Origin of the sequence: Nocardiopsis terrae (genome assembly GCF_014651695.1) — a bacterium.
GTDB classification, from domain to species: domain Bacteria; phylum Actinomycetota; class Actinomycetes; order Streptosporangiales; family Streptosporangiaceae; genus Nocardiopsis; species Nocardiopsis terrae.
On record NZ_BMXJ01000007.1, the window covers coordinates 159,948 to 186,726 of the forward strand.

General features: G+C 70.1%; 21 protein-coding genes. 10 read left to right on the top strand and 11 right to left on the bottom strand.

The features are described from left to right. The first annotated feature begins 98 nt into the window (after nucleotides 1-98). Nucleotides 99-1,184, top strand: coding sequence for a redox-regulated ATPase YchF (gene ychF, locus IE195_RS20655; protein WP_191274097.1), 1,086 nt, complete (start codon nucleotides 99-101; stop codon nucleotides 1,182-1,184). 75 nt (nucleotides 1,185-1,259) lie between these two features. Here the strand turns inward: ychF and IE195_RS20660 are convergent, their stop codons facing one another. From IE195_RS20660 to IE195_RS26530, 6 genes are all read right to left on the bottom strand, one after another. After that, a complete protein-coding gene (locus tag IE195_RS20660) occupies nucleotides 1,260-1,784 on the bottom strand; it encodes a hypothetical protein (protein ID WP_229826340.1) in 525 nt (174 codons plus the stop codon). A 27-nt stretch (nucleotides 1,785-1,811) separates the two neighbouring features. After that, on the bottom strand, nucleotides 1,812-2,861 hold the full coding sequence (locus tag IE195_RS20665; protein ID WP_191274101.1) for an AAA family ATPase: 1,050 nt from the start codon (nucleotides 2,859-2,861) through the stop codon (nucleotides 1,812-1,814). A gap of 182 nt (nucleotides 2,862-3,043) precedes the next feature. After that, on the bottom strand, nucleotides 3,044-3,745 hold the full coding sequence (locus IE195_RS20670; protein ID WP_229826341.1) for a hypothetical protein: 702 nt from the start codon (nucleotides 3,743-3,745) through the stop codon (nucleotides 3,044-3,046). Next, the gene (locus tag IE195_RS20675; RefSeq protein WP_191274103.1) at nucleotides 3,742-3,906 is read right to left on the bottom strand and encodes a hypothetical protein; all 165 of its coding nucleotides are present in this window, start codon (nucleotides 3,904-3,906) and stop codon (nucleotides 3,742-3,744) included. The genes IE195_RS20670 and IE195_RS20675 overlap by 4 nt, the downstream gene beginning before the upstream one ends. A gap of 63 nt (nucleotides 3,907-3,969) precedes the next feature. After that, nucleotides 3,970-4,431: a Uma2 family endonuclease gene (locus IE195_RS20680; RefSeq protein ID WP_229826347.1), complete on the bottom strand. Its 462-nt coding sequence runs from the start codon at nucleotides 4,429-4,431 to the stop codon at nucleotides 3,970-3,972. Further along, the gene (locus IE195_RS26530) at nucleotides 4,428-4,550 is read right to left on the bottom strand and encodes a hypothetical protein (RefSeq protein ID WP_264081840.1); all 123 of its coding nucleotides are present in this window, start codon (nucleotides 4,548-4,550) and stop codon (nucleotides 4,428-4,430) included. The genes IE195_RS20680 and IE195_RS26530 overlap by 4 nt, the downstream gene beginning before the upstream one ends. 405 nt (nucleotides 4,551-4,955) lie before the next feature. On the opposite strand from IE195_RS26530, the gene IE195_RS20685 reads away from it, so the two are divergent. The 3 genes from IE195_RS20685 to IE195_RS26535 all read left to right on the top strand — a co-directional run bounded on the left by IE195_RS20685 (nucleotide 4,956) and on the right by IE195_RS26535 (nucleotide 10,414). Beyond that, a complete protein-coding gene (locus tag IE195_RS20685) occupies nucleotides 4,956-5,921 on the top strand; it encodes a conjugal transfer protein (RefSeq protein ID WP_191274105.1) in 966 nt (321 codons plus the stop codon). A gap of 83 nt (nucleotides 5,922-6,004) precedes the next feature. Beyond that, nucleotides 6,005-6,328, top strand: coding sequence for a hypothetical protein (locus IE195_RS20690; protein ID WP_191274107.1), 324 nt, complete (start codon nucleotides 6,005-6,007; stop codon nucleotides 6,326-6,328). An 18-nt stretch (nucleotides 6,329-6,346) separates the two neighbouring features. After that, nucleotides 6,347-10,414, top strand: a complete 4,068-nt coding sequence (locus IE195_RS26535; protein WP_191274109.1) for a conjugal transfer protein — start codon at nucleotides 6,347-6,349, stop codon at nucleotides 10,412-10,414. 147 nt (nucleotides 10,415-10,561) lie between these two features. Here IE195_RS26535 and thpD read toward each other — a convergent pair whose 3' ends face one another. After that, nucleotides 10,562-11,467, bottom strand: coding sequence for an ectoine hydroxylase (gene thpD / locus IE195_RS20700; protein WP_225942537.1), 906 nt, complete (start codon nucleotides 11,465-11,467; stop codon nucleotides 10,562-10,564). Between the two features lie 629 nt (nucleotides 11,468-12,096). Between thpD and IE195_RS20705 the strand changes: the two genes are divergently transcribed. The 3 genes from IE195_RS20705 to IE195_RS20715 all read left to right on the top strand — a co-directional run bounded on the left by IE195_RS20705 (nucleotide 12,097) and on the right by IE195_RS20715 (nucleotide 16,859). Then, nucleotides 12,097-12,771 (top strand): GmrSD restriction endonuclease domain-containing protein, encoded by a 675-nt coding sequence (locus IE195_RS20705; protein ID WP_191274112.1) that lies wholly within the window; start codon nucleotides 12,097-12,099, stop codon nucleotides 12,769-12,771. Nucleotides 12,772-13,007: 236 nt separating this feature from the next. Next, complete coding sequence (locus tag IE195_RS20710; protein ID WP_191274113.1) at nucleotides 13,008-15,470, top strand: ATP-binding protein; 2,463 nt, start codon at nucleotides 13,008-13,010, stop codon at nucleotides 15,468-15,470. Nucleotides 15,471-15,785: 315 nt separating this feature from the next. Then, nucleotides 15,786-16,859, top strand: a complete 1,074-nt coding sequence (locus IE195_RS20715) for a hypothetical protein (protein ID WP_191274114.1) — start codon at nucleotides 15,786-15,788, stop codon at nucleotides 16,857-16,859. Nucleotides 16,860-16,861: 2 nt separating this feature from the next. Here IE195_RS20715 and IE195_RS20720 read toward each other — a convergent pair whose 3' ends face one another. From IE195_RS20720 to IE195_RS20735, 4 genes are all read right to left on the bottom strand, one after another. Continuing rightward, nucleotides 16,862-18,619, bottom strand: coding sequence for a protein kinase domain-containing protein (locus IE195_RS20720; RefSeq protein WP_191274117.1), 1,758 nt, complete (start codon nucleotides 18,617-18,619; stop codon nucleotides 16,862-16,864). Between the two features lie 210 nt (nucleotides 18,620-18,829). Further along, nucleotides 18,830-19,672: a MerR family transcriptional regulator gene (locus IE195_RS20725; protein WP_444544297.1), complete on the bottom strand. Its 843-nt coding sequence runs from the start codon at nucleotides 19,670-19,672 to the stop codon at nucleotides 18,830-18,832. 174 nt (nucleotides 19,673-19,846) lie between these two features. Further along, on the bottom strand, nucleotides 19,847-20,356 hold the full coding sequence (locus IE195_RS20730; RefSeq protein ID WP_191274119.1) for a VOC family protein: 510 nt from the start codon (nucleotides 20,354-20,356) through the stop codon (nucleotides 19,847-19,849). A gap of 176 nt (nucleotides 20,357-20,532) precedes the next feature. Then, nucleotides 20,533-21,858: a hypothetical protein gene (locus IE195_RS20735; protein WP_191274121.1), complete on the bottom strand. Its 1,326-nt coding sequence runs from the start codon at nucleotides 21,856-21,858 to the stop codon at nucleotides 20,533-20,535. A 701-nt stretch (nucleotides 21,859-22,559) separates the two neighbouring features. Here IE195_RS20735 and IE195_RS20740 point away from each other — a divergent pair. From IE195_RS20740 to IE195_RS20750, 3 genes are read left to right on the top strand one after another with little or no spacing between them, the layout of a single operon-like run. Next, nucleotides 22,560-24,893: a TrbL/VirB6 family protein gene (locus tag IE195_RS20740; RefSeq protein WP_191274123.1), complete on the top strand. Its 2,334-nt coding sequence runs from the start codon at nucleotides 22,560-22,562 to the stop codon at nucleotides 24,891-24,893. A gap of 40 nt (nucleotides 24,894-24,933) precedes the next feature. Then, nucleotides 24,934-25,602, top strand: a complete 669-nt coding sequence (locus IE195_RS20745; protein ID WP_191274125.1) for a hypothetical protein — start codon at nucleotides 24,934-24,936, stop codon at nucleotides 25,600-25,602. Nucleotides 25,603-25,606: 4 nt separating this feature from the next. Then, on the top strand, nucleotides 25,607-26,779 hold the full coding sequence (locus IE195_RS20750; protein WP_191274127.1) for a C40 family peptidase: 1,173 nt from the start codon (nucleotides 25,607-25,609) through the stop codon (nucleotides 26,777-26,779).

Below are 26,779 nucleotides of genomic sequence, written 5' to 3' on the forward strand. Positions count from 1 at the left end.
TGGGCGGTTGGGTTTCGCCGACTGGGTTCTCGTGCCCGCGTCTGCCCTCCGACGGGGACGGACCGGCCGCCCCCTCGGTCCGCATAGACTCTGACCTTGTGAGTCTGTCTATCGGGATCGTCGGCCTGCCCAACGTTGGCAAGTCCACCCTCTTCAACGCGCTGACCAAGAACGACGCTCTGGCCGCGAACTACCCGTTCGCGACCATCGAGCCCAATGTCGGAGTCGTGGGCGTGCCCGATGCCCGGCTCGCGAAGCTGGCCGAGATCTTCGGCTCGGCGAAGATCCTGCCGGCGACGGTGGACTTCGTCGACATCGCGGGCATCGTGCGCGGCGCCTCCACCGGTGAGGGCCTGGGCAACAAGTTCCTCGCCAACATCCGCGAGAGCGACGCCATCTGCCAGGTCATCCGGGCCTTCGAGGACGCCGACGTCACACACGTCGACGGCGACGTCGAGCCCTCCCGCGACATCGAGACCATCAACACCGAGCTGATCCTCGCCGACCTCCAGACCCTGGAGAAGGCCGTTCCGCGCCTGGAGAAGGACGCCAAGCGCAACGCCAAGGACAAGAACGCCCAGGAGCTTCTCAAGGCGGCCAGGAGCGCCCAGGAGGTCCTCGACGAGGGCGTGTCGCTCTCGCAGGCCAAGGACATCGACCTGGACCGGCTGCGTGAGCTGAGCCTGCTCACCGTCAAGCCGTTCATCTACGTGTTCAACCTCGACAGCGACGAGCTCGCCGACGAGGCCCTGCGCACCAAGCTCCAGGAGCTGGTCTCCCCGGCCGAGGCGATCTTCCTCGACGCCAAGATCGAGGCGGAGCTGGCCGAGCTGGAGGAGGACGAGGCCCAGGAGCTGCTGGAGTCCCTCGGCCAGACCGAGTCCGGCCTGGCCCAGCTGGCCCGGGTCGGCTTCTCCACCCTGGGCCTGCAGACCTACCTGACCGCCGGGCCCAAGGAGGCCCGTGCCTGGACGATCAAGCAGGGCGACACGGCCCCCGAGGCGGCCGGCGTCATCCACACCGACTTCCAGCGCGGCTTCATCAAGGCCGAGGTGGTCTCCTACGACGACCTGGTCGAGGCCGGGGACATGCAGTCCGCCCGCTCCGCGGGCAAGGTCCGAATCGAGGGCAAGGACTACGTGATGGCCGACGGCGACGTGGTGGAGTTCCGCTTCAACGTCTGACCCGAACGTTCACGAGGGGCGGCCCGACCGGTTCGGGCCGCCCCTCGCGCGCCGTAACGATCGCGCCCGGAGACCTCAGCGGTCCGCGTGAACGGCACGTGTCGCGGGGTCCCGCCGGGCGGTCCACGGTGTGGAGGCGCTCGGTGCGAGCGTCGAGGTGACGTGTGCTTTGTGCAGTCCGAGCGCCTTCTGGTAATGCCGGAGCTTGGTCAGGATTGGTGGAAGCACCGGTTTGATCTGCCTCTGCCGCCGTCCCCCGTCCTTCACGTCGATGTGTAGCGCGAGATGGATCCGTGTGCTCGATGCGCACCTGATCGCAAACTCCTTGGCCCTGCTGTCCGCGTTCGTTCGGGCGAGGGAGTAGAGCAACGCCATCGTTCCGGCCGCTTTCAGAGCCACCGTTCTGGCGAGGTCCGGCGGCTGCTCCGCATTTGCGTAGGTGTAGTCCTTCACCTCGATGATCCACAGTTCATCGCTGTTGAGGGCTATGACGTCGCAGCCTTTGAGGCTCAGCGCTCCTGCCGCCTTGCGAAACTGCGGCCACTCGTCGAACATGTCGACCTGCCAGCCGTCCGGGAACGTGAAGTAGGTCCCGTCCACGCATATTTCACGGGTGGGCATGTCGGGTCACCAGGCGAGGTAGCGATCGGACTGCTCGGCCTCTGCTTCGAGGGCGGCGATGAAATCGAGTTCGTCGAGATCGTCACTCGCCTGTGCCGTCACTTCGGCGGCGGCCACGTTCTCGTTGTCGCTTCGGCGCCGTTCCAGTCCGATGTAGCGGGGGGCGACGTCGCCGGAGGACATCTGTAGTTCGCGTAGGAGGAACATGCTGTGGGTCGCGACGAAGATCTGGGAGCCCTGCGAGGCCAAATGGATCAGAGCGTGCGCCACCGCCCTCTGCGACCTGGGGTTGAGGTTGGCCTCGGGCTCGTCCCAGAACAGGTATCCCCCCTCCAGGAGAACCCCGGAGGCGATGAGCCTGACGATCATGGCGAGTTTCCGATGCCCTTCCGCCAGGAGGGGGGCCTCCAGATTCCCGATACCGGGTTGCTTGAGGAAGAACCGCCCGTCCCTCTCGAAGACGGTTCCGCCCTGGAGGAGATCGGAGAACGGTTTGAGGATCGTGTTGGCGCGTTTTCCCTTGGGTCCGAGGAGGGCCGGTCGCTGCAGGAGTTCCGCGGTGTCCCTCCACGTCTCTTCGAACGGAGTCTCCCTGGTGTTGTACAGGGCGACGAATGTGGCGGCGAGCGAGAGCAGCTCGTGAGAGGGAAGGAAGACCGGTTCGTCTTCCAACGGCCGATGCGGCACCTGGTTCATGACCACCTCGCGCGTCGCCTTCGAGGAGAAGGAAAAGCTGAGCGGTTCACGGATCCCCGAGTACTTCATGCTGACGTTCGTTCTTCCGGTCCCCTGGACACGGCGGCAGAGTCGCCCCAGGCTCTCGGGGCGGAAGGTGCCGACCAGCTTCGACGCGATCGCTGAACTGAGTTCCTTCTTCGTCAGTACTTCGGCTTCGTGCAGTGACTTCGTGCCGGTATAAAGAAGTTTGAGCAGTTGCGACTTCCCCGTCGCGTTGTCACCGACGATCACGTTCAATCCGGGAGCGAGATCCACACTGATATCGCGGAAGGGGCCGAACGCGAATGCGTCGAGTCGGGTGATCGGGTGCTTCGCCATGAGGTCAGTCTAATGGGATGACCTGAAATGTTGCCGGGGCGAGCCAGGGGGGACGAGCCCGGTGAAGCCCTGCGGTCACCGCACCAGGGTCTGGAATTGAGAGGGGGTGACGTATGCCCCAAACCGTTCACGAGGGGCGGCCCGACCGGTTCGGGCCGCCCCTCGCAGTGTCCCGTCCGGGGTCATCGGCCGCGCCCCCTGCGGTGGCCGTCCGCCTCCACGGCGTCCGGCCTGCCCTGCCTGAGACCGGACTTCAGCGCCCGGCGGTAGCCGACGACCGACCCGACCAGGCAGACCACGCCCAGCACGGTGGTCGGTGCCTGCCCGACCGCCCAGCCGACGCTGGTCGCCGCGATGCCGACTGACAGGAGAACCCCCACCCACCACCAGCGCGGCCCGCCCAGCGCGATGCCTCCGTAGACGGCCGAGCCGACGAGGGTGGCGGTGAACAGGAGTACCCCCGCGCCGCCGATGCCGACCACGGTGGGGATCACCCACCCCGGCGGAGGTTCGGTATCGCCGTACATGACCACGGGGATTCCGGCGCCGAAGAGGAGCAGCACGCTCAGGATGATCGCGGTGGTACCGGCGAGGGTGAGCTTCGCCGTGGTGCTCAGGGGTTCGGTGTACCGGTCCAGCGTCGCCGACCACGAGCCCCACATGACCCAGCCCACGCAGGCAAGTACGGTGCCCAGGCCGAGCGGCACCAGGAACACCGGGCTTTCGAGTTCGCCGGTGACCAGGTTGGTCACGATGCCGATCGGGATGCTCAGCAGCAACAGCCCCAGCCCCGCCAGAGCGCCGTACCCGAACACCCGCTCCATCCGCCGGGCCGGGTGCGCCCTGCCCACCTTGCGCCGGACGGATCCGTTCCTACCGCTCACGGTCTCGTCACCGGCCTTCCTGCGCCCTGCTCCGTGTTTCCGGCACCGCCGGGGAGGACGGTGCGGCACGGGGCGGAGCGGTGCTCGGAGCCCACCGTCCCGTGGTGGTCCACGGCGGCGTCGCGCACGCGCGGAGTGAGCAGGGGGAGTCGTTGTGCCATGCCGGGAACCCTACGCCGCGGCACCGTCGTGCCCGCAGCCCGGTCCCGCTGCTGAACCGCCGGTCAGGCCCGGCGTCGGGGCAGGAACCCGGCCAGGTCCAGGTCCAGGTCGAAGGGCAGGGGCCGTTGGAGCGCGCCCCGGAAGATACCCGCCGCGGCGTAGGCGCCCGTGGGACCGTCGAGTTCGTGGACGTGGGCGACCGGGACCCCGTTCTCCTCCTCGACGCACCAGTAGTGGGGGATCCCGGCCTCCGCGTACTTGCGGAGCTTGACCGTCCGGTCCCGGTGGGCGGACTCGGGTGAGACGACCTCGACGACCAGCAGGACGTCCTCGGGGGCGTACCACGTGCGATCGGGGTCGTAGGGGGCGCTGGTGGCCAGGAGGTCGGGTTCGGGCCGGTTGCGTGCGTCGAGCCGGACCGTCATCTCCCGTTCGGTCCCGACGCCCCGGAAAGCCCGGTCCGTCAGTGCGGTGGTCAGTCCGGTGACCAGGCGGCCGTGCCGGGAGCGCTGGGGGGACGTCACGAAGACGAGTGCTCCGTCGATGAGCTCGGTGTGCCGGGGGCCTCCGGGAGGTGGTCCAGGTCCTCCGCGAACCAGCCTTCCTCCCGGGGCGGACGCATCCGTTCGGGCAGCGCGGTCATGTCCCCACGTTAGCGGTTCGGCCGTCGGCCGACCGCGGTGGCGGATACTTCCGGGGAGATCCCGGTTACAACCGGTCAACGGTTTCCTGTCCTCCGGGGACAGATCTTGCTCTCCGGCCAGTGACCAATCCCTTTACGGTCTGGCCAGAAATACGCTGACGTGCACAACCATAGGGTGAGTTCAGTGGTGCATTGCCGTATTCTGCGCTTTTTGCGAAGTTCCGCCCTGCGGGACAATGGGCACCCGACAGGGAAACGCGGACTCGCCCTGGCGGCTCCCAACCCGCACAATGCCTCACTATAGGGATGGGGTAGACAAGGGCATGGCGGAAGCGTCGGCGACGGCGCGATGATGTTCGGGCGTCGGCGTGCCAGCCGGCGCGTCACTGTGTGGAGGAGGCGGGGATGGCCAAGACGTCGCGGCGCGACACCGCGGTGCGTGACCGGGCGGACGACACCGACCGCGAGCTCGACGCTCCGCCTCCCCGCAGGCCGCGCGCCGGCGCGGGCGGGCGCTGGTGGGTCGGTGTGGGGCGCGTCCTGCTGTGGGCGTTCGTCATCGTCGTCATCTTCAACGGCATCTGGTTCCCCATCCGCAACGGTTTCTCCCTCCCCACCTCGGCGGCCGAACCCGAGACCGCCGAAACGGTCGACTTCCCCGAGACCGCCGCGGCCGCCTTCGCGCTGCGCTTCGCCGAGACCTACCTCGACACCTCCGACCCCGAAGCCCGGCAGGCCGCCCTGGCCGCCTTCGTCCCCGAGGGCGAGGCGGGCGGGCTCAACGTCCCCGCGGACAGCCTCACCGGGGACAGCCTGACCGTGGTCGCCGTCGACGTCAGCGACGAGTACAACGCCCTCGTGGTCGTCCGCGCCGACGTCAACGGCGAAACCATGAGCCTCCAGGTGCCGGTCTACAGCGACGGCGACTCCCTGGTCCTCTCCGGCCGCCCCGCCCTGCTCGCCGAGCCCGGTCTGGCCGAGCTGCCCGCGGGCTCCTCGTTCGAGGAGGACCCGCAGGTCGCCGACCAGCTCTGGGAGGTGCTCCCCGGCTTCTTCGAGGCCTACGCGCAGGAGCCCGGTCACCTCGACCGCTACGTGGAACCGGGTGCCGCGATCGCCCCGCTTCCGGCGAACAGTCTGGAATTTCACGAACTGTCCGATCTGACGGTGCCATCCCAGTCCTCGACCGGGGATGATGACGTACGACAGGTGGCGACCACCGTGGTCTGGTCCCTGCCCTCCGCCGACTCCGGCGACAGCGCGGACGAGACCGGGCAGGTGGTGCAGAACTACCTGGTCACGATCGTCGACTCCGGCAACGAGTGGTACGTGCGTGACATCCAGGGCGCCCCGCACTCGTTCGGCGAGTGACCGGACGGTGACGGGGCCCGTAGGCAAGGAGACGAGAGAAACCATGTGCACACCAGCACCGACAGCGGAGGAAGGCGCCTGACATGCTCCCCCTGTTGTCCGCCGCGGCCGACACCATGACGGCCCTCGGCAGCGCCGACCCGACCTCCCTCGCGAACGGGACCACCCCCGCGGAGAACGCCCCCGACACCGGTGGACTCGCGGACTTCCTACGCGGCTTCTTCGGACCGCTCTTCCTCGTCATCGTGTCCATCGTGGCGATCTTCTTCCTGTTCACCAGGGAGATCACCCGCTTCATGCAGTTCATCATCCTGGCGATCTTCATCGGGATCGTCTTCTACGTCCCCGGCATCATCGAGGTCATCGCCGTGGCGCTCGCCCGAGCGATGGGCGTATCGACGGAATAGGCGAGGGAGGCCGGAAACGTGGATCTGCCCACGTACACCAACATCTGGCGTATCGAGAAGCGGCTGTACAAGCTCTACGATTTCCGGCTGCCCATGCCGCTCCCGGTGGGTACCTTCGGGGTCGCCCTGGGCGTGTTCGCGCTGTGGGTGGTGCTGCTGAGCATCCTCAACGCCCCGTTCGACTTCGGCAACGGCTGGCACCTGGTGCTGTGGGTCGTTCCGCCGGGCGTGATCACCGTGCTGGCCACCCGGCCGGTGGTCGAGGGAAAACGCCTCACCGAGCTGCTCATCTCGCAGGCGCGCTTCCTCGTCGAGGCTCGCGTCTACACCCGCCTGGCTCCCGAGTACGAGCCCGCCGAGGCCCGGGTCTCGGCCCGGGTGTGGCACCGGGACCCCGACGCCGGGCCCCTGCCCCTGACCCGGAGTGCGGCCCGTCGCGTCCAGGCGGAGGAGGCCGCCGAGCGGGAGCTCGCCGCCGTCTCCGAGGACGCGGATCAGGAATTGGCCGCAGAGGAGCACCCGGCCGCGGGGAGCAGCGGTCTGCGCGCCGACCCCGAGGCCGCGCCGCCGCTGCGCGGTGTGCCCGTCGGCGCCGCGTCCCGCCCCGCCCCCGGGCCGGCCCCCGTGGCCGAGCCCGTGTCCCGTCCGGCCCCCGGCCCCGACGACTCCGTCGAGTACACCCCCGTCCGTGAGCACACCTCCGCCCGGAGGGTTCCGTCCGTTGCCGCCGCCGCTTCGGGCGGGCACGGCCCGGTCGGATCCGGTACCGCACCGATCGGGGGGGAGGGTGCCGTGGCGGAGCAGCAGGACGGGTCCCGGCACCTGGCGCTGGCCGCCGACACCCCCGGGTACGAGGACCGTGCCCGGTCCGGGGTGGGCCGCCGTGTCCTCAACTACTTCGGCTTCGGCCTGGGGGCCGAACCCGGCGCTGACGGTTCCGTCCCGGACGGGGGCGGGCACCACGGCGGGCGGACCGGTGACGGCGGCCCGGACGGGGGCCGTGGCCGCCGGGGGCCGGAACGGGATCTGCCCGAGGGGGCCGACGACACCGGTGAGGGCTTCGACGAACCGCTCTACGTCACCGAGGAGGACGAGCAGCGCGACCGTGACGAGTGGTTCGCCCAGCTGCGCGCCTCCTCCGGCCACACCCCCCTCGGACTGACCTCCAAGGGCGCCTACGCCTCCAGCGAGACGGGTGCCATGAGCAGCGCCGACCTCGCCGACGCGGTCACCCCGGACGCACCCGGCCCCGCGCGGGACGCGGAAGAGCGGCGTCGTGCCGAGCAGATCGCGGAGGCCCGGGCGCCGGAGGGGACGGGCGAGGAGTCCGCCGCCGCCCGTCGCCTGCGCGGTCGGGTCCAGGGCATCAGAGTGGCCAAGGACCTCGCGGACCGCCGTGAGAGCCCCGTTGACGAGGAGGGGCCCGCCCTGGAGGCGGGCCCGGAACCGGCCCCGGTGCGTGAACGCGTCCGCCCGGCCCGGCCCGAGCCCGGAACCAGGGCCCGGGGGCAGGCCCTCCCGGACAGCGGGGGAGCCGGCCCGGACCGGTCGGCGAAGGCCCGCCGCCAGGGGCGCCCGCACGCCGCTCCGTGGGCGCTCGGAGCCGACGAGGAGGGGAACCGTCCGGGCTCCGGGGGAGGGACCGACTACCCGGACCTGTCCGACTACGCCGCCCGCTACGCCGCCGCCACCGGACGCCCCACGGCGGCCGGTGAGGTGTCCGCGGCGCCGTGGCTGCCCCCGGCCTCCGGCACGCCCGAGGAGGCCGTACCGGGCGGGGAACAGGACCAGGAACAGAGCGGGCCGGGGCCGCGCGAGGAGGGGGGCGACGCCGGGATCGGCCGGTCCGAGGCCGGGCCGCAGGCCTCCCACGCCGCGACCGGCCTCGGAGCCGCCCGCCGGACCGGATCCGAGCCGGAGGCCGCGACCGAACCAGCGGACGGGGCGGGCACCGAACCGTCGGCGGGGGCCGCGCCCGCCTCCGTCCCGGCTGACGGGGCCGCCAAACCGCCGCTACAGCTGGACCACGGTACCGGCGAGCACGAGGCTGTGCCGGTGGAGCCCGCTCCGGAGGACCCCGCCGAGCGCGGCCCGGAATGGTCCGAGCACATGTCCGTGCTCGACCAGCATCTGATCAAGGCCGACACCCCGGCCCCGCCGCGGCCCAAGTTCGCCGACGCCGTGCCCTCCGGGGAGCGCGCGGACGAGCACAGGGACCCCTCGGAGTGGTTCGACGACGGTAAGCGCCGCCACCCGGACCAGCCCAAGGTGGGGGACCGCGACAACCCGGTGATCGCGGTCAGCGAGCTCCGGGAGGAGCGCCGCGCCGCTGCCGAGGCGCGCGAGCGGCAGGCCCGCGAACAGCAGGCCCGGGAGCGGGCCGCGCGGGAGCGGCAGGACCGGGAGCGGGTTGTTCGGGAGGAGGCGGAGGCCGAGCGCCGCACGGCCGGAGCCGCCGCCGAGCCGGACGAGGGGCCCAAGCCGCCCACGCAGCTGGACCACGGCACGGGTGAGCTCGTGAGCTTCGCGGAGGTCCGCAAGGACCCCGCCCCTGCAGAGTCCGGGCCCGCGTCCGGGCACGGGGCCGGGACGGCTTCCCCGGAGCCCGCGGCCTCGGCACCCGATTCCGCCTCCGAGTCGGGGTCTGTGTCCGGGGCCGCGGCCAGGAGGACCGAGGCCGAGCTCGCCGAGGCGGAGGCGGACGCGCTCCGCGCCCGTCGGGCCCCTGCCGTGGCCGAGACCGAACCGGAGGCCCCGGCCCGTTCCGACCGGCTGTCCCGGACGATGCGGGCCGCCTCCACCACCCCGGCCGCTTCGGCGGACTCTTCGGCCGCCCCGGCGGGATCCCCGGCCGCAGGAGAGGGCGGGTCACAGGCCCGGGCGGAGCAGACGGCTGCGGAGCCGACCGCTCCGGAAGCCGAGGAGAGCACGACGGACGCTCCCCAGGGCGCCCCGGGGGAGCACGACCTGCACGACGGGGTCTTCCACCGGGTCGCGCAGAACGCCCGGCGCATCGGTCAGCTTTTCGGCCAGCCCGTCCCGGGGGAGGAACCCGAACCGACCCGCGGTTCCGGCCCCGCGTCCGCCGACACGGACCCGGCCAAGCCCGAACTGGAACTCGACCACGGCACCGGCGAGCAGGCCCGCCTGGGGGACACCCCCAACGGGGTGCCCTCGCAGCGGCCCGAACCCGAGTCGGCCAGGCAGGCCGAGGAACCCGCCGCCGACTCCGGCGGTACCCGCGGCTGGCGCCGTCTGGCCAAGGTCGTCACCGGGGGAGGGGCACCGGTCCGCTCGGACCTGCCCGCCAGCGACATCGAGCGTTTGCGCATCCCGCTGGCCGAACCCCGTTCCCTGGTCGTCCTCGGCTGCACCGGTGGCGCCGGGCAGACGGTGACCGCCCTGATGGTCGGGCACACCCTCGCCGCGCACCGCGACGACCGGGTGGTGGCGGTCGACGTCAACCCCGGCCCGAACGGCCTGTCCCGCCGGGTCGGCGCGCAGGCCCCGGAGACCCTCACCGCGTTGTTGGCCAACGCCGACGCCGTGGACGAGTACGACCGGATGCGTTCCTACGCTGGCCGGGCCGGGACCGGGCTGGAGGTCGTCCAGACCCTGGACGACCCCTATGTCCAGACCCTGGACGACCGCGACTACGGCCAGCTCACCGGTCTGCTCGGCGGGTTCTACGGTGTGACGCTGCTGGACCCGGCCGCCACGGGTGTGGCCCGGGCCCTGCCGGTGGCCGACGGGCTCGTCCTGGTGGCGCCGGCCAGCGCGGACGCCGAGCGCGCGGTCTCGATGACCTTCGAGTGGTTGGACGGCAACGGCTACGGCGCGCTCAGGGCCAACTCGGTCCTGGTGGTCAACGGGGTGAGCAAGCGCAGCCTCCAGGACGTGGACGCCGCGGAGCGGGTGGCCCGCGGCCGCTGCCGTGCGATCGTGCGGATCCCGTGGGACGACCACCTGGGATCCTCGTACACGAAGATCGACGTCGGTGCCCTGCGCCCGGCCACCAAACGCGCGCACGGGGCCCTGGGCGGGGTTCTGGTCAACGCCCTGGCACCCGCCTCCACGGCCACCTGAGCCGCGGCCCTTCGCACGCACACGGCGGCCCGCCCCGACCGGGGGCGGGCCGCCGTGGTGTCGCCTCCACAACCGTGATCTTGCCCGTAGTGCAGGGCTCGACGACCGAGGACTGCACTGGGGGCAAGATCATGCTCGGGTTCGGAGTTACCGGCCGACGGGTGTGTTCTCCCGGGCGGCGAGGAACTCCGGGCGGGCGCCGTTGGCGCTGAACGGTTTCGTGCACGCGTTGTCCACGCTGTTGAAAACGATGAACACGTTGGAGCGCGGGTAGGGCGTGATGTTGCCGCCGGAGCCGTGCATGCAGTTGGAGTCGAACACGGTCACGTCGCCCGCCGATCCGGTGAGCACGTCGATGCCGTGCCGGTCGGCCAGCATCGTCAGGGACGCCTGGTCCGGGGTGCCCACGTGCTGGCTCTTCAGCGAGGAGCGGTAGTGGTCGTCCGGGGTCTCGCCCACACAGGACACGAAGGTCCGGTGCGACCCGGGCATGATCATCAGGGCACCGTTGTGGGTGTAGTTGTCGGTGAGCGCCACGGAGAAACTGACCGCCCGCATGCGGGGCATGCCGTCCTCGGCGTGCCAGGTCTCGAAGTCCGAGTGCCAGTAGAACGAACCGCCGCCGAAGCCCGGCTTGTAGTTGACGCGGCTCTGGTGCACGTACACGTCGGATCCGAGGATCTGGCGGGCGCGGTTGACGAGGCGCGGGTCGTTCACGAGGTCACGGAAGACCTTGCTGACCTTGTGCACCTCGAAGACCGAACGCACCTCCTCGGAGGACGGTTCGACGACCACGCGCTCGTCGGCGCGCAGCGCGGGGTCGGAACTGAGCCGTCGGAGCTCGGCGCGGTAGGCCTCGACCTCCTGCGGGTTCACCATCGACTCGACCTGTGTGTAGCCGCGGCGGTCGTAGCCCTCCAGTTCCCCTGAGGTGAACGGGCCTCCTTCGGAGCCCTGCCAGACGACGGGGTCCCTGCGGTAGAGCAGGGACGGTTCGGTGGCCTTTCGGGTCGGGTACTCGTCCGCGGTCGGAAGATCCATTTGCAGAGTCATGCCGTTCCCCTCGGTGAGGGTGCTCCTCTCAGAATCGGGTTCTCCGTACGACATGCGAACTTAACAAACTTACGCGGGGAGGATATCCGGCGGCCTTTTCGTCGCGGGTTTACGGATCGGGCCGCTGGGTAGTACAGCCATACTATATGGGCCAAAACATATTTCTCGGCGGCTTTGCCCGTAGGTTTTCGGTGCCCCCGCTCCGCTTTTCGGTAGTGTTCACCTGCGCGGTGTCGCGGAGGGTGATCGTCTGGCCCTCCAGGAGCCGTCTGTTTGTAATCATCCCAGGTCGTCCACTTGCAGCGGCGGATCTCAGGCTCTGAGCCGCTTCGGCGCATCTGTGCATGTGATCTATTTCACATACATCTGGTGCGGCTCGCGGTGCAATGCCGAGGGGTGTTTCCACCGCTGCCGGAGGCCCGGAGGCGCGCTACTGCCCGTGCTCCCGCACGCGACTTTGCACGCCACTCGGCACGCGACTCCACGCGCCGCCGCGCGTGTCTTCCGAGTTCTCTACCCGTGCCCTCCGGTTCACACGGAATTACCCCCGCGGGTACTGGCATGAAAGGCTTTGCCGTCCCACAGTGGTGGGGTCCGTATTTCCTCGACCCGCTCAAGAGGAGAACTCAGTGCCCCTTCCGCCCAAGCCCCCCTCCCCCCGTGTGCTCGCTCGCGCCGCAGCCGCGGTCTCGGCCGTCGCGGTGGCGATGGTCCTCGGCTGGTCCGCCCCGGCCGCCGCCGACCACACCCTTCCTCCGAACATCCCCGGCGACTTCGCGGCCCAGTCCCAGCTGGACTCGCTCACCGTCGCAGCCAAGGGCCCGCAGTCCGGCTACGACCGAAGCCTCTTTCCGCACTGGTACGTGGTCGACAGCCCCTGCACGGCCCGCCAGGTCGTGCTCCAGCGGGACGGCCACGGCGTCGTGACCGACTCCGGCTGCCAGCCCACCGCCGGGAGCTGGTGGAGCGCCTTCGACGACGAGTGGGTGCACGACGTCCCCGGCGACATCAGCGTCGACCACATGGTCCCGCTCAGCGAGGCCTGGAAGACCGGCGCCGCCGACTGGTCCACCTCCCGCCGCGCCGACTTCGCCAACGACGTCACGAGTTCCCAGCTGTGGCTGGCCACCCCGTCCAGCAACAGCACCAAGGGGGACAGGGACCCCTCGGAGTGGATGCCGACCAACACCGCCGTCCACTGCGACTACGCCAAGTCCTGGATCAACGTGAAGTACGTCTACGACCTCACCATCACCTCCTCCGAGGAGTCCGCCCTCCAGAGCACCCTCGACACCGCCTGCTAGCGGACGGCGCCTGTCGGCCGGACGGCGACGGCCGGCCGACGGCGTGCGGCTCGGCCCCTCGTACGGGGCCGGGCCCACTCCGGTCCGGGACCCCTGCGGAACCCCGGTGACCCGCCCCCGCCCGGGGTTCTGGCGCGCCGAAACGGTCCCGGCTTCTCAGCCACAGCCGGATGCAGCACTATGGGTGATGTTTCAAGGGCGGAACCGTCAGCGCTGTCACGAGGAAGGGCGAGCAGATGACCGGCACCAGGGGGACCCGTGGGGCGACCCGCCTCGCGGTCCGCTACTTCGACGACCGTGTGCTCTTCAGCGACAACGAGGCCTGGGCCTACTTCCGGCTCCCCACGGTGTCCTACGAGTTCACCACCCCCGAGGAACGCCAGGCGCTCGCCACCAACATCACCATCGCCCTCGCCGCCATCCGGATGAACGACGCCGAGGTGCACCTGCGCGTCGCCCACCGCACCTACCCGGCCGCCCAGTGGGCGACCCGGCTGGACGGGACCGCCGACGCCGGACCCGGCTGGTACGACTACCTCGACGAGATGTACCGGCACGTGTGGGCCAAGGACTTCTGGACCAAGGAGGTCTACCTGGGCGTGCGCCTGGGCCTGCGCAACGCGGGCGCGGGCCTGGGCCTGTTCTCCCAGCTCTTCGGCGCCTACCAGCGCACCGAGCAGATCCTCGGGATCGAGGACGACGCGATCGACGACAAGGAGATCGCCCGCTGGACCGACCAGTCCGAACGGCTGGGCCGCGCCCTGGCCGCCAGCTCCCTGCACGCCCGGCACGCCACCTCCGACGAGGTCGCCTGGCTCATCCGGCACGCGGTCAGCGGCACCGCCGAGGAGCCCCGCCCCTCCGCCGCGGGCCGCCGCACCTGGGGCCGGGGCGAGATCGAGGCGCTCGTGGACGGGGTGGTGCACAACGGCCGCTCCATGCTCCGCCTCGAACAGCCCGCCGGGTCCACCTACGTGGCGTTCCTGTCGTTCGCCCGCTTCCCGGACCTCATGCCCTTCCCCGACGGCGAGCCCTGGCTGCACCACGCGGACGCGCTGCCCTTCCCCGTCGAGATCTCGCTCCGGATGAAGCTGATCCCGCCGGCGAAGGCCTCCAAGGACGTCGGCCGCAAACTCGCGCACGCCCGCGACATGGACGCCCACATCCGCGAGGCCGGGGTCGAGGCGCCGATCGCGCTCGCCGAGCAGATCGACGCCGCCCGCATGCTGGAGCACGGCATCACCAAGGAGCGGCTGCCGTTCGTGTACGGCTGGCACCGGCTCATGGTCTCCGCGCCCACCGAACGCCTCCTCGGCCAGCACGTCGAGGCGGTCGTGGAGCACTACCGCGACATCGGCATCGACGTCATCAACTCCACCGGCGACCAGTTCTCCCTGTTCAACGAGTCCCTGCCCGGCGACCGCATCCGCCTGAACGCCTACGCCCAGCGCCAGCCGCTGCGCACCATCGCGGGCGGCATGCCCACCGCCACCGTCGACGTCGGCGACCGCGAGGACGGCCGGGGCGGAGGCTGGATCGGCCCCTACGTCGGCGAGACCATCGGCCGGGCGCGGTCCATCGTGCACTTCGACCCGATGGTCGCCGCGGCCCGCAACCGCCCCACCGCCATCGCCATCACCGGCGAGCCCGGCGGCGGCAAGACCACCCTCGCGCTGCTCATGATCTACCAGCTGGCGCTACGCGGGGTCACGGTCGCCGCCATCGACCCCAAGGGTGACGCCGAGTCCCTCGTGGAGCTGCTCAAGCACCGCGGCCGGAAGGCCAGGATCATGTCGCTGGGGTCGGCCCAGCCCGGCCTGCTCGACCCCTTCGCCTTCGGTGACGACCTCGCCGCCAAGAAGACCATGGCGACCGAGACGCTGCGCCTGCTGCTGCCACGGATGAGCGAGGAGCGCGAGTCGGCGATGATCCAGGCGGTCGCCACGGTCGCCAACCAGCCCCAGCCCTCCCTGGCCAAGGTCGTCGACCACCTGGTCTCCTCCGAGGACGCCGCCTCCCGCAACCTGGGGGCGGTCCTCGGGTCCATGTCGGAGATGCGGCTGGCCTCGCTGTGCTTCGACCCCCAGGGTGAGGCGCGCATCGACACCGAGGGGTGGACCACCGTGTTCACCCTGGGCGGACTCACCCTGCCCGACTCCGGCGTCAACCGCGACGACTACTCCTACGAGCAGCGGCTGTCCGTCGCACTCCTCTACCTGGTCTCCCAGTTCGCCCGCCGCCTGATGAACGGCCTCGACCGGCGCCTGCCCAAGGCGATCTTCCTCGACGAGGCGTGGGCGGTCACCTCCACCCCCGAGGGCGCCAAACTCGTCCCCGAGGTCTCCCGGATGGGTCGGTCCCGCAACACCGCGCTCATCCTGGTGTCGCAGAACGCGGGTGACATGCTCAACGAGCAGGTCACCAACTGCCTGTCCTCGGTGTTCGCCTTCCGGTCCAGCGAGGCCCACGAGGTGGCGGACGTGATGGCGCTGCTGGGCGTGGACTCCAACGAGGACCACATGGCGGTGCTCCGCAACCTCGGGAACGGGGAGTGCCTCTTCCGCGACCTCGACGGCCGGACCGGGCGGATCGGTGTCGACCTGGTCTCCGAGGGCCTGCTGCACTGGCTGGACACCAACCCCACCCGCGAGCGGCCCGCGGGAGATTCCCTGGTGTCCGCTAACGGCCGCGACCAGTAGCGGCCCCCTCGTGTAGGCGCAGTTCAGCAGCGGTTCGGGAGGGCGGACGGCGGGCGCGGGCGGACCACCGGCGCCTAAGGGGCGCGGGGAGCCGGGTTCGGGCGCCCCGCGGACGGGGAACGAGGAGACTGTCGTCCGCCCTTTCGTACCGCGCCCCGGCCCCAGCCGACCCGTATCCCGCCCCGACCCGGAGGCGACCGCCCGGCCCCGGAGCCCCTGACGGTCACCCCGACCGGTTTGCCTCCCCACGCCTCCCCCGACTCTCCGGACGACCCCGCACCCCGACCGACACCCACCACTCACGAGGGACCGCCCATGAGTGAGGACGTCATCCGGCCGCGCCCCGTCGTCGACCCAGCCCTGCCCGAGGAACTGCGCGAGGGCCTCCTCCGGGGCGCCGACGCCCCCGCACCGAGCCGTGCGCGCACCGAGCGGGAGGACGCCAGCCGCGTCCTGCGCCTGCGCGAGGGCGGCATCCAACTGCTCGGGGTCGGGTTCACCCTGTTCCTGGCGCTGTTCACCGCTGGCTGGTACCTCGCCATGGTGATCGCCAGCATCAGCCTGGTCGCCTACGTCACCGCACTGGCCCTGCGCAGGGAGGCCGCACCGGCGGTCCGGGGGGCCGGCGCCGCGGTGGGCGGAGCCGTCCTGGTGTCCGCGCCCCCGTGGCTGTTCGGCGTCCTACCGCCCGACCCGCTCGGAGGCGCCCCCTGGCTGCTGTTCACGCTGCTGGTCGGCATGGTCACCGCGGACACCCTCACCGCGGGGACGAAGGAGCCCCCGAAGGAACGCCACCGGGACCGGGTCCTGTGGCCCGAGGACGTCAGCACCGCCGACCACGGCCTGCTGGCGGCGGTTCAGCAGACCGTGGACGGGGTCGTCGACGCCCGGGCGGAACTGGGCCGGTCCGACGGTCTGGACCTCGCCCGCGGGCTGTCGGTCCTGCGGGAGCAGGAGTGGCGGATCGCCTCCCTGCTGGCCCGCCAGCGCGAACTGCGCCGGGGGTACGTCCTGCGGTGGCAGCGGGCGGCCTCTCCCCGGGTACGCGAGGCACTCGAACCCCAGCGGCGGCACCTGGCCGCGGTGGAGGGCCACATCCGGGACCGGGTCGGCCAGATCGTCGAGTACGGGCGGCTGGTGGACGCCGCGGTCCTGGCGCACCGCGAGTGGGAGCAGTGCCAGGAGGCCCTGGACGCCACCGCGGCCTACGCCGACCTGCGCGCCGAGGCCTCCCTGCTGTCCGTCCGCTCCCCGGAGGTCGCGGAGCTCGCCGACACCGCTGAGGCCGCCCGCCGGGTCCGTGAGGAGAGCGGGGCCAGGGTCCGCGCCGCCGTGACCGGCCTCGCCGGACTCGGCCCGGACGGGCCGGCGTCGACGGGCCGGGGCTGACGTCAACCCAGCCCGAAGTAGGCCCGCGAGGAGGCGGGGACGAGCAGGAGCCCGCCGACGGCCAGGGTGTACAGCAGCATCAGCGCATAGGGCACCATGAGTTCCGGCGTGTAGACGAACACCGTGAACATGCTCATCGCCAGCGAGGCCGACGCGATGCCCTGCACGATCACCACCAGCGCGTACACCAGCCGGGACCGGGTGAGCAGCCCGAAGGCGGCGAAGGCCGAAACCACCCCCCACAGCCCCAGGAACACCACGCTGCCCCACCCGGTGCCGGATCCGTCCCCGTTCGCCCGGTCCGCGGCCAGGGCCGTGAACACGAACAGCGCGAGGGCGTTGAGCCCCAGCATCACCATGGCGGTGAGCAGCGGCGCGGGCTTGGCCGTGTCCGGTCTGGCGGGGTGTCCCCGGCCGGGAGCCGCCGCGGTCCCGGGGCGGGGGCCGGTGTGCCCGACCCCGTGCAGGAACCGCAGGCCCGCGTTGGCCGGGACCGCCCGGCCCGGCACGGGTCCGCCTGGGAACGGGCCACCGGACACCGGGCTGCTGGCCCCGTTCCGCCCGGAGACGGGGCCGGCGAACCCGCCGGTCTGACCGGGAGCGGGGCCCGTGAACCGACCGGTGGGCCCGGGAACGGGGCCCGCGACAGGGCCGGTCGGTCCGGGCGGAGCCGCCTGCGGGTACACGAGACGCTGGGGCACGCCCGGTGGCTGAGGCTGCTGCGGACCGCTCGGCGGTTGTGGCTGTTGGGGCCCGTTCGGCGGCCGCCGGGGCACGCCCGGTACCCGCGGTACGCCGGTCGGGGCCTGGCCGGGTCCGCCCGGGGGCCGGGGTTGTTGCGGTCCGCTCAACGGTTGGGGCCGCGGTGGCCCGTTCCCCGGCAACGGCGCCCTGCGCGTCGCCACGTCATGCTGCGCCGCCTGGCGTTCCCGCTCCAGCAGCTCCAGGGCGGCCCGGGGGTCGGGCCGGGCCGCCACGTCCCGGGTGAGCAGCGCCGCGATCAACGCGCGCAGAGCTGCTCCCTCGGGGGCCCGTGCGTCCTGGTTCCGGGTCAGCTGCGGCGGCATCGGGTCGGTCAGCACCGCGCTGATCATGCCGGTGACGCTGTCCCGCTTGAACGGCGAACGCCCCTCCAACAGCGCGTACAGCGTCACCCCGAGACTCCACAGGTCCGAGGCGGGCAGAGCCCGCGCGCCCTCGAACCGCTCCGGTGCCATGTACTCGGGCGAACCGATGTACACACCGGTCTGGGTGAGCGCTGTGCTCCCGTCGACGTTCGCGATCCCGAAGTCCGTCAGCATCGTCCGGTTGTCGCTGGTGGACATGATGTTGGCGGGTTTGACGTCGCGGTGCGCGACCCCCGCCGCGTGCGCGGCCCGCAACCCGCCCAGCAGCGAACGCGCCGCCTGTTCGACCCGTTCGACCCGCATCGGCCCCACCGTGTCGAGGCGGTGCTGGAACGAGGTCCCGTCGAGCAGCTCCATCACGATCCACGGGCTCGACTCGTGTTCGAGCACGTCGTGGACGGTGACGACGGAGCTGTGGCTGATCCGGGCGGTCGCCTGGGCCTCCCGCAGGGTGCGGACGTGTGCCTCGGCGCGCTCCTGCGGGGTCATGTTGTCGGGGAGGAGGACCTCCTTGACCGCGACGTCCCGTCGCAGGGCGGGGTCCCAGGCGTGCCAGACCGTGCCCATCCCCCCGACACCCAGCCTCTTCCGCAGTTCGTAGCGGCCGATGCGGGTGTGTCCGGAGGTCGGCATGGGGTGACTTCCCTTCTGGCGGTGCGAGGGGCCCGCCCGGGCCGGTCACGCCCGGAGGGGGCCGTCCGCCGTCTGGGGCGACAGCGAGGGGGAACCGCCGTTCTTGAACCTGTTCCAGCAGGACTGCATCTGTAAACCTGCCCGCCACGGCGGCTTCGGAGCCAACCGCGGATGACCGACAGCGGTCAGCGCCGCGGCCCGGAGGTCGCCTCAACCCCAGGTCGCGGTCTCCGGGTCCACACCGTGCGCCCGCGCGTTGGCGTCGATGACCTCGCTCAGCCACACCGCCAGACCGGGTTCGATGCCCTCGTAGTGGGACCTGAACCCCGGGTCCTCCAGGTTCATGCGTCCCAGGATCACCTGCATGGAGTGCGTGCAGTCGAAGTAGACGGCCATCGATTCCCGGTGCCGCTCGGCCAGGGCGTTCGCCCGCTCGCTTCCGGGCGCCGCCTCCGCCCGCAGGGCCTCGGCGAGGTCCGCGTTCAGTGCCTCGACGTCCTCCGAGATCCGCTGCCAGTCCTCGGCCGTCCGCTCCGCGGCACGCTCGGCGAACTGGGCCCACTGGCGGGTGCCGCCCCACCGCTCACGCGCCCCCGCCGCCCAGGCGGGCTGCCAGTGCTCGCCGAAGATCTCGACCTGTTCCTCCGCCGACAGCAGGATCCCCTCCTGTCTGGCCTCGGCCATCCGGTCCAGGGAGTCCGCCATCCGCTCCAGCCTGCGGATGCGTTCGCGCAGCTGGTCGCGCCGCCGGAGCAGGGACTCGGTGGCCTCGTCGGCGTCCGCCTCCAGCAGCCGCGCGGTCTCCTCGAGGGAGACGCCGAGTTCGCGGTAGACCAGCACGCGGTGGATACGGGCGACGTCCGAGGACGTGTAGAGCCGGTAACCGGCGGCGGTGCGGTCACTGGGACCGGCCAGCCCGATCTCGTCCCAGTGGTGCAGCGTCCTGACGGTGACCCCCACGAGGGAGGCCACCGCGCCGACGGTCATCGTCCGGCCCTGGTCCGCAGCGGACTCCGGGGGAGCTGAGCGGGCTCGGTGGGATCGGTCTGTCACACCGACCAGTGTGTCACCGGGGGCAGACGCGCCACCGGAGGCGGGTTGTCCACAGGCTGGAGCAGGCCTCTGGCACAACCCCGCCCAACCGGGTTGACTCGAACCCGGGGGATCCTCAAGTCCCGCCCACTTCATGCTGCCCACACCCCCCGCGAACAGTCGTCTCCGTGCCCTCTACCCCTCAGGGACGTCGATCTCCATCTCTTCGCGGAGGAACCGGGCCTCCGGGCTCTTCGGGTCGAACGGGCGAGCGGCGGTCATGGTCACCCGGGTGTTCTCCGGGGTGGTGACCTCCACGTCCACCGTGTTCCACGGCATCTGCCTGGGCCCACTGGTGCAGCCGGGAAGCTCCTTCTCGCACGCCGCCACGATTGGGTCGATCTGGTTCAGCACACACGAGAAGGTGATGCCCACCGCGGGCGCCTCGGCGGGGCGTTCCCCCGGTACGAGCAGGACGTCCTGGAACGCCCATCGGCGCAGGTGGACGACCTGTCCGGGCATGGAGAAGATGTCGAAGAAGCCGAGTCCGCTGGTCCAGAACTCCTTGGACGCCTCCAGGTCGCCGGTCGGCACGGTCAGGAACACGGGCATGCCGTAGATGCCCCGGAACAGTTCCGGGGGAGCGGTGTCGGGCCCGGGCTGCGGGACGGGGCTGATGCTGAACGCGGGAAAGTTTTCGCTCATGCGGTCATCGTGGAGCCTCACGTCGCGTGAGGGTCAAGCCGGAATCGAGCGGGGGAACGCGGGCCGGGCGGGGCAGGGGTTCCGTTGCGCCCCTGCTCCCGTTCCGCCCGCGCCCGGTCCTGTCGCCGCCCTACCGCAGGCCCGTCCGGGCCCCGTGCCTCCGCTCCCGGTATGCGTTACCGCGCCAGGTAGGCGGAGGCTGCCAGCTCCCGCACCGCCGCACCGTCTCCGGGGTCCAGCAGGCGCACGTGTCCGGCTGCCTTCCGGAGTTCCGACGTGGGGATGTCGAATCCGACCTCGCCCTGGAGGAAGCTCTCCCTGGGGTTGTCGGCGGGCGCCAGCAGCGCCACCGGGCCCGGGTCGGCCCCCACGCCCCAGGGGCCCGAGTCCGGCCAACCCTCGTCCTCCGTCGCGGCCGCGGCCTCCGCGTAGCCCGGAGAACCCGCACCCCGCAGGTCCACCCGGACCTCGGACAGCCCGGGATAGTCCAGGTCCGGAGACCCCTCGTAGGGGTCGTACACGACCAGCCGGGCCTCGAAGGCCTCGAAACCGGAGGCGCCGTCGTTCAGCCCGGACACCTCGACCCGGCCCTCAGCGCACCCCTGGCTGTCGGAGTTCCCGCTGCCGTGATCGCCCGTGTCCTCCGAGGGTCCCGCGCCCTCCGAGAGGCCGGGGCACTCGTACAGGGGGTCGTACTCCGGCCGGGTGCCCAACTCCAGTCGGAGGTCGTCGTCATTGGTGTACACGGCGGTGAAGGAGCTGTGCTCGTGGTGGAACTTCAGGTGCCAGGGCCGCCACCCGGGGGCGTCGAGTACGGCGAGCGGGTACGGGTACCCCTCGACCGACTCCGTGTACTCCTGAATCCGCCGCGCGGTGTCGTTCCGCAGGTGGATGACGGTGAACGCGGTCGACACCAGGACGGCGCCCGCCAGCGCGGCGCCCGCCCACCCGAACCCCGCCCGGCGCTCTGTGGCCCTGCGGGACGCCCGGGCACGCCACCGCACCGCGAACAGGACCAGGACCACCGCGGTCAGGTGCAGGTATCCCGCAGGTCCGGCCATCCCCGGGGAGAAGACCCCCAGTTCGGCCGGGCCGATCTCCACGCCCAGGGCCGCTCCGCGTTCGCCCTCGAACAACAGGGCCAGGGCCGGGGCCTGGAGCAGTGCCGGAAGCAGAGCGAACATCAGTAGCAGGCTGGTCCCCATCGGTCGGGGCCATCCGGCGAGCCGCAGCAGGAAGGACATCAGGGCCGTCAGGGACACCAGGCTGACGACGGCTGTGCCCAACACCAGAACGATCGGGAGGACCGCGTCGGAGCTGCCCGGTCCGGAGAACTCGAAGGCGAGCACGAAGGAGAGGACGAACACGGGCATGAAGACGAAGAGGAGGACGAGGAAGGGCAGGAGGAGAGCCAGGGCCCCGAGCGCGACGAAGGCGAGCGGCTCCGGGGGCCCGGGGGGACCGGGCGGTTCGGGGGAGTCGGTGTTCTGGTGGGTGGACAAGGCGTCTCCGGGGGGCGGGAGGCGGGGGAGCAGGCAAACAGGCGGAGTGGGCGTGGTGGTCCCGTGCCCTGGAAACTGGGACGCTTCTGGGGCCGGGCCTGTTCGGGTACGGGCCGTATCCGAACCGTGCACCCGGCTTCGCGGGCAGCCGGAGGTGAGTGTGCGGAGGACTTCCTCCTGGGCACCGCGCCGGGAAGCGGCCTGGCTGTCTACGGGAGGGCATCGAGCGGTGGGTCGGGAGGGCGAATCGTTTCGGCCCGCCAGCAATAGGGTCTGCGGGTACCACGGAAGACAGATTTGGTACTGAGTACCAGTCCACTTGCTTGCTGTATGTCCACTTTTCGAGGTGAAAAGTTCTGTGACGCGCCTCATAGTACGCATGTGGACAGCAAATTGTGGCCTTGCGGTTTTTGGGCGTTCCGGTCGCCCGTTCAAGCCTGTTACCTGCGTAAACAGGAAGAACTATCCGGTTTGTGCCCCTGCTTCCGGTCAGCCTTGGGGTGACAACCGGAAAACCGGTCGCGTTGCGGCCTTCCCTCAACCCGGTGATGGCGCACCATAGAGGATGGGGTAAAGACATGCGGGGGCCTTGTGGCCGCGCGCGGTCGCACGCCGGATGGTGCGGTGGCGTGTGTGCGTGGTCCGGGCCCTGGTGTCTGCAACCGATTCCCCGCCCGAACCACGACGCAGGAGCTCAGCAGATGACGCATCAGCACGTCCACCGGCGGGGTTGGCGCCGACTACTGATGACGTTCCTGATGTTGAGCACCTTCATCCTGCTACCGCTGACCTCGGCGCAGGCTGACCCGATCTGCTCGGGCAACCCCGCGCCCCTACCCGAGTCCGCGGGAAGCGGCGCAGACGGGCTGTTGGTTCCACCCCGGTCCCAGTCTGCGCTTCAGAGCGCACCTGATGGCCTTCCTCCTGACGCCAGCATGTACGGCCAGTACGGGACGGCTGGGCAGCAGTGGCACATGATTACCGAGTCCTGTGTCGACAAGATGGGGCTGGGGGCTCAGGCGACCATTGCGAATTCTGCCTGGGATCTCTCCAAGACCATTAACCAATCAACTATTACAGTTTACCAGGCCGCTACTTCCGATGGGCTTCTGGCAAGTTTCTCTGAAACTGTAGAGAATGTAGTCGTGGCCCTGAGGGAGGGTGTCTGGCGGCCACTTATTCCGACCGTTGTAATTCTTGGTGCAATCTGGCTTGGATGGTACGGGCTCATTCGTAAGAGGATGACGCTCACGATCGAATCTAGTGTATGGATGGTTGCCGCAACCGCACTCGGGATGTGGATCCTGATTAATCCAGCTCAGGTAATGAGCCTTGGGAGTGCGCTGGTCAACTCTGGCACCCAGTTGGTGACTAGTACAGTTGGGCAAATTCCTTATGGCGGCGGATCGGGAACTTGTCCAGCTGGCGCAGCTCCTCCTGAGCGGGCCGACTGGGAGTCTGAGGCAGATTTTCAGGTTCGGCGAAATGCGGACATGATGTGGTCGAGTCTGGTTTGTCAGCCTTGGGTTGCTGGTCAATTTGGAAATGATGAGACTGGGCAGAGCGTGGCTCGCCGGCACGCTGAGGAGCTGATTTCTGCCCAGGGAATCAGTCGAATTGAGCAGCAGCAAATTGCCAATGATGAAATAGATGCCAATGAGTTGATGTCTGAGAAGCAGGAATCCTATCAGGATATTTCTTCTCGAATTGAAACATCCTTTCCGAGTGTCTATCCGCTGTTTTCGGGAGAAGATCAGGGAAGTCGGCTCGGGGTGGCGACGCTTGCGCTCTTTGCCTCAATCTTCGCGGGTGGGTTGATTCTAGCTGGGTCTGTAGCACTTATCGTTTTGAAGATCGGTTTCATGCTGCTCTTCATGCTCTCTCCGGTGTTCCTGCTCATAGGTATCCACCCGGGTTACGGGCGCATGGTCCTGCTCCGGTGGGTCGAGCTGATGGTTGGATTCCTGCTTAAACAGATCTTCGTTGTACTACTGATCGCTCTGCTTGTGATGAGCTACGGCATCGTCATGTCGACTGCCTTTGGCTGGGGCTTGCAGATGATCCTGCTGGCCCTCTTCACCCTGGCGCTCTTCATTTATCGGAAGACCTTCGCCTACCTCTTCGCCTCGGTCAACGCGAACAGCTTCACTTCGCGGATCGTCAGTGATGCCGCGCAGAGCCAGGCGCTGGACAAGAGCTCGATGGTTCTACCGCCGGTCGCCTACCTCAAGGGCCAGAACTGGGGTCGTCGCCGTGGAGCGATGATCGCGGGCGCGGCCGCAGGGGTTCCTGCAGGCGGGGGCGTACCAGGGGGTTCCGTTGAAGGCGTCGAAGAAGCTCCTGAGGGAGGGAACGCCCGCGCAGATGGCGCTCGTGTTCGGGGGGCCGCTGGCTACGGGCGTGTCCGTGAAAACGAGTCAGCTCCGCCGCTCAACGTCAGCCGAACCAATACCTCGGGTGCGGGCCGATCCAATGGAGCCAATCGGAGCTCCGACCAGGCCCCGAGCCTCAGCGGAAAGAGTGGTGGCAACACCACCGGCGGCGGTAGCGGATCCATCCCGCCCAGGCCCACCGGCGGTTACACCGGAACCGGCGACAGTGGTTGGGCTTCGGTCTTCGGCACCAACGGGGGAGGCGGCAGCCCCACCCGTAGCGACAGCGGCGGCGCCGGTTCGGGCGGCGGCATGTTCGGTGGCGCGGCGGGCAGTTCGCGTGCGGCCAGCGCCGAACGCCCTGAGCCCAGCAGCGGACGCGGCATCTTCAGCGGCCGTGAGGACACCCCGGGCCAGGGGAACCTGGGCAGTCGGCGCTCGCGCTGGGGAGGCCCGAAGGAGAAACGCGACCGCCCTGCCCCACAGCGCCCCGCGCGTCCCGCCCCCACCGATCACGGAAGGCGTGGCGATGGAGAGGGCGGTTGGCTGACCGGCTCCGGTAAGCGCAAAGACGACGCCCCCATCACCCCCTTCTGGGGAGAGGGCGGTAACTCCACCAGGGACCGCAAGCGGGATGTCCCCTTCTGGCTGAACGACGACTAGCGACCGAGCCACCGAGCAGACGACAAGGCAACCGAGCACCATGCCCAACCCTCTCCCCGAACGCACCCAGCGAATGGTCGTCATCGGCCTGATCGCAGTCCTGGCCGGGTTCGGGCTCTACTTCAGCCTCGGTGGGTTCAGCAGCGACGAGGACGGGCGCACCGTCCCGCCTGGTGACCCTGGGGCGACCCGGGGCGCGGCGGAACCGCTCTCTGAGCCCGGCGGGCTGGCCACCGTGCCGCCCAGCCCCATTCCGACCACAGGGGCGGAGGACCTTGACGTCCTCGGCTGGCTCCCGTTCAGCGAGGCGGAGTTCCAGGCGGCGGGGGCCACCGCGCAGGCCTTCGCCGAGGCCTACGGCACCATCGACTACTCCCAGGAACCTGAGACCTACTACGCCTCGATGGAGGTCATGGCCACCGACGAGTACGCCGAGGTGCTCTCCGACGCGAACCGGGCCGGGGCCTTCTGGGAGGAGATGAGCCAGGCGGAGGCAGTCGCCGAGGGGCGTGCCGAGGTCCAGAAGGTCCGGACCTTCGGCAGTGACTCCGTCACCTTCGTGGTCACCGCCCAGTCCATTACCGAGACCGGGGACGCCGAGTTCGACGAGGATCTGGGAGACTTCGCCGTCACCGTGGTCCGGGAGGGCGGGTCCTGGGCGGTCTTCGACTTCCAGCCCGCCGACGTCGGACAGTTCGGGGAGGAGTGACCCCTTGATCTCCGCTCTGCGCACCCCCGCCCCCGACGGGCGCAGCGGCTCCTGTCTGACCAGGGTCGCCGTACTGGCCGCTGTCGGGGTGGCGGGCCTGGTCTTTCTGACCCTGATGGTGATCCCCGCGATCACCGACAACTCCCGGGTGGGTTCCTGGCTGGCCTCCGGTGTGGTCTGCGCACCCAACGCCGACGCGAACCAACCGGACAGCAGCGCGTACGCCATGGACACCATCCCGGAGAACTACCTGGAGCTGTACCGAGAGGTGGGGGAGGACAGGGGTATCCCCTGGAACATCCTGGCCGGGGTCGGCCAGGTGGAGTCGCACCACGGCCGTTGGGAGGGCCCGGGGATCACGGAAGGGCACAATGACTGGGGTGCGGCGGGGCCCATGCAGTTCGGCTCTCTGGACGGTTCGGCAGCCGGAAACAGCTGGGGCGGGGAGCCGATCCAGCCGGTGGACGAACGTCCGGAAGAGGGTTACGGGGTGGACGGCAACGGCGACGGGATCGTGAACGTCTACGATCCGGCCGACGCGATTCCGGCCGCTGCCGACTACCTTCTGGCGCACGGTCTCGCGGATGACGTGCGTCAGGCGATCTTCGGTTACAACCACGCCTGGTGGTACGTGGACGACGTGATGGAGTGGGCCGAGCGGTACGCCGACGGGGACTTCAACACCTCGGACTCGATCCGGACCGCGGTGCTTTGCGAGTTGGATGAACAAGGGGTGCCGATCGGCCGGGCCCCGGACGAGCTGACCCAGGCAGTGGTGGACTGGGCCCTGGACCAGCGAGGAAAGCCGTATATCTGGGGCGGCACCGGACCGGCCGGATATGACTGCTCCGGATTGACGATGAAGGCCTACGAGAGCATCGGGGTGACGGTGCCCCGGGTCTCCCAGGACCAGTGGAATTTCGGCCCGGAGATTCCCCAGGGTGAAGAACAGCCCGGCGACCTGGTCTTCTTTGACGTGACCCGTGCCGGTGAACCGCCGGGACCGGGGCATATGGCTATGGTCATCGGTGACGGCCTGATGGTCGAGGCCTGGTGCACCAACTGTGGACCGATCGCCGTGCGGGAGTACGATGACCCCAATCGTGCGGACATCGTGGGTTTCACCCGTCCGCTTGAGCACCCCGAAGTGAAGGCTCAGCTGGAGGCGCAGGCTTAA

Excerpts from the sequence above, each read along its gene's own strand:
- IE195_RS20665 (WP_191274101.1), bottom strand. The coding sequence starts at position 2,861 with ATGGCGAAGCACCCGATCACCCGACTCGACGCATTCGCGTTCGGCCCC.
- IE195_RS20675 (WP_191274103.1), bottom strand. The coding sequence starts at position 3,906 with ATGGCACAACGACTCCCCCTGCTCACTCCGCGCGTGCGCGACGCCGCC.
- IE195_RS26530 (WP_264081840.1), bottom strand. The coding sequence starts at position 4,550 with ATGACCGCGCTGCCCGAACGGATGCGTCCGCCCCGGGAGGAAGGCTGG.
- IE195_RS20685 (WP_191274105.1), top strand. The coding sequence starts at position 4,956 with ATGGCCAAGACGTCGCGGCGCGACACCGCGGTGCGTGACCGGGCGGAC.
- IE195_RS20690 (WP_191274107.1), top strand. The coding sequence starts at position 6,005 with ATGCTCCCCCTGTTGTCCGCCGCGGCCGACACCATGACGGCCCTCGGC.
- thpD (WP_225942537.1), bottom strand. The coding sequence starts at position 11,467 with ATGACTCTGCAAATGGATCTTCCGACCGCGGACGAGTACCCGACCCGA.
- IE195_RS20710 (WP_191274113.1), top strand. The coding sequence starts at position 13,008 with ATGACCGGCACCAGGGGGACCCGTGGGGCGACCCGCCTCGCGGTCCGC.
- IE195_RS20715 (WP_191274114.1), top strand. The coding sequence starts at position 15,786 with ATGAGTGAGGACGTCATCCGGCCGCGCCCCGTCGTCGACCCAGCCCTG.
- IE195_RS20720 (WP_191274117.1), bottom strand. The coding sequence starts at position 18,619 with ATGCCGACCTCCGGACACACCCGCATCGGCCGCTACGAACTGCGGAAG.
- IE195_RS20730 (WP_191274119.1), bottom strand. The coding sequence starts at position 20,356 with ATGAGCGAAAACTTTCCCGCGTTCAGCATCAGCCCCGTCCCGCAGCCC.
- IE195_RS20740 (WP_191274123.1), top strand. The coding sequence starts at position 22,560 with ATGACGCATCAGCACGTCCACCGGCGGGGTTGGCGCCGACTACTGATG.
- IE195_RS20745 (WP_191274125.1), top strand. The coding sequence starts at position 24,934 with ATGCCCAACCCTCTCCCCGAACGCACCCAGCGAATGGTCGTCATCGGC.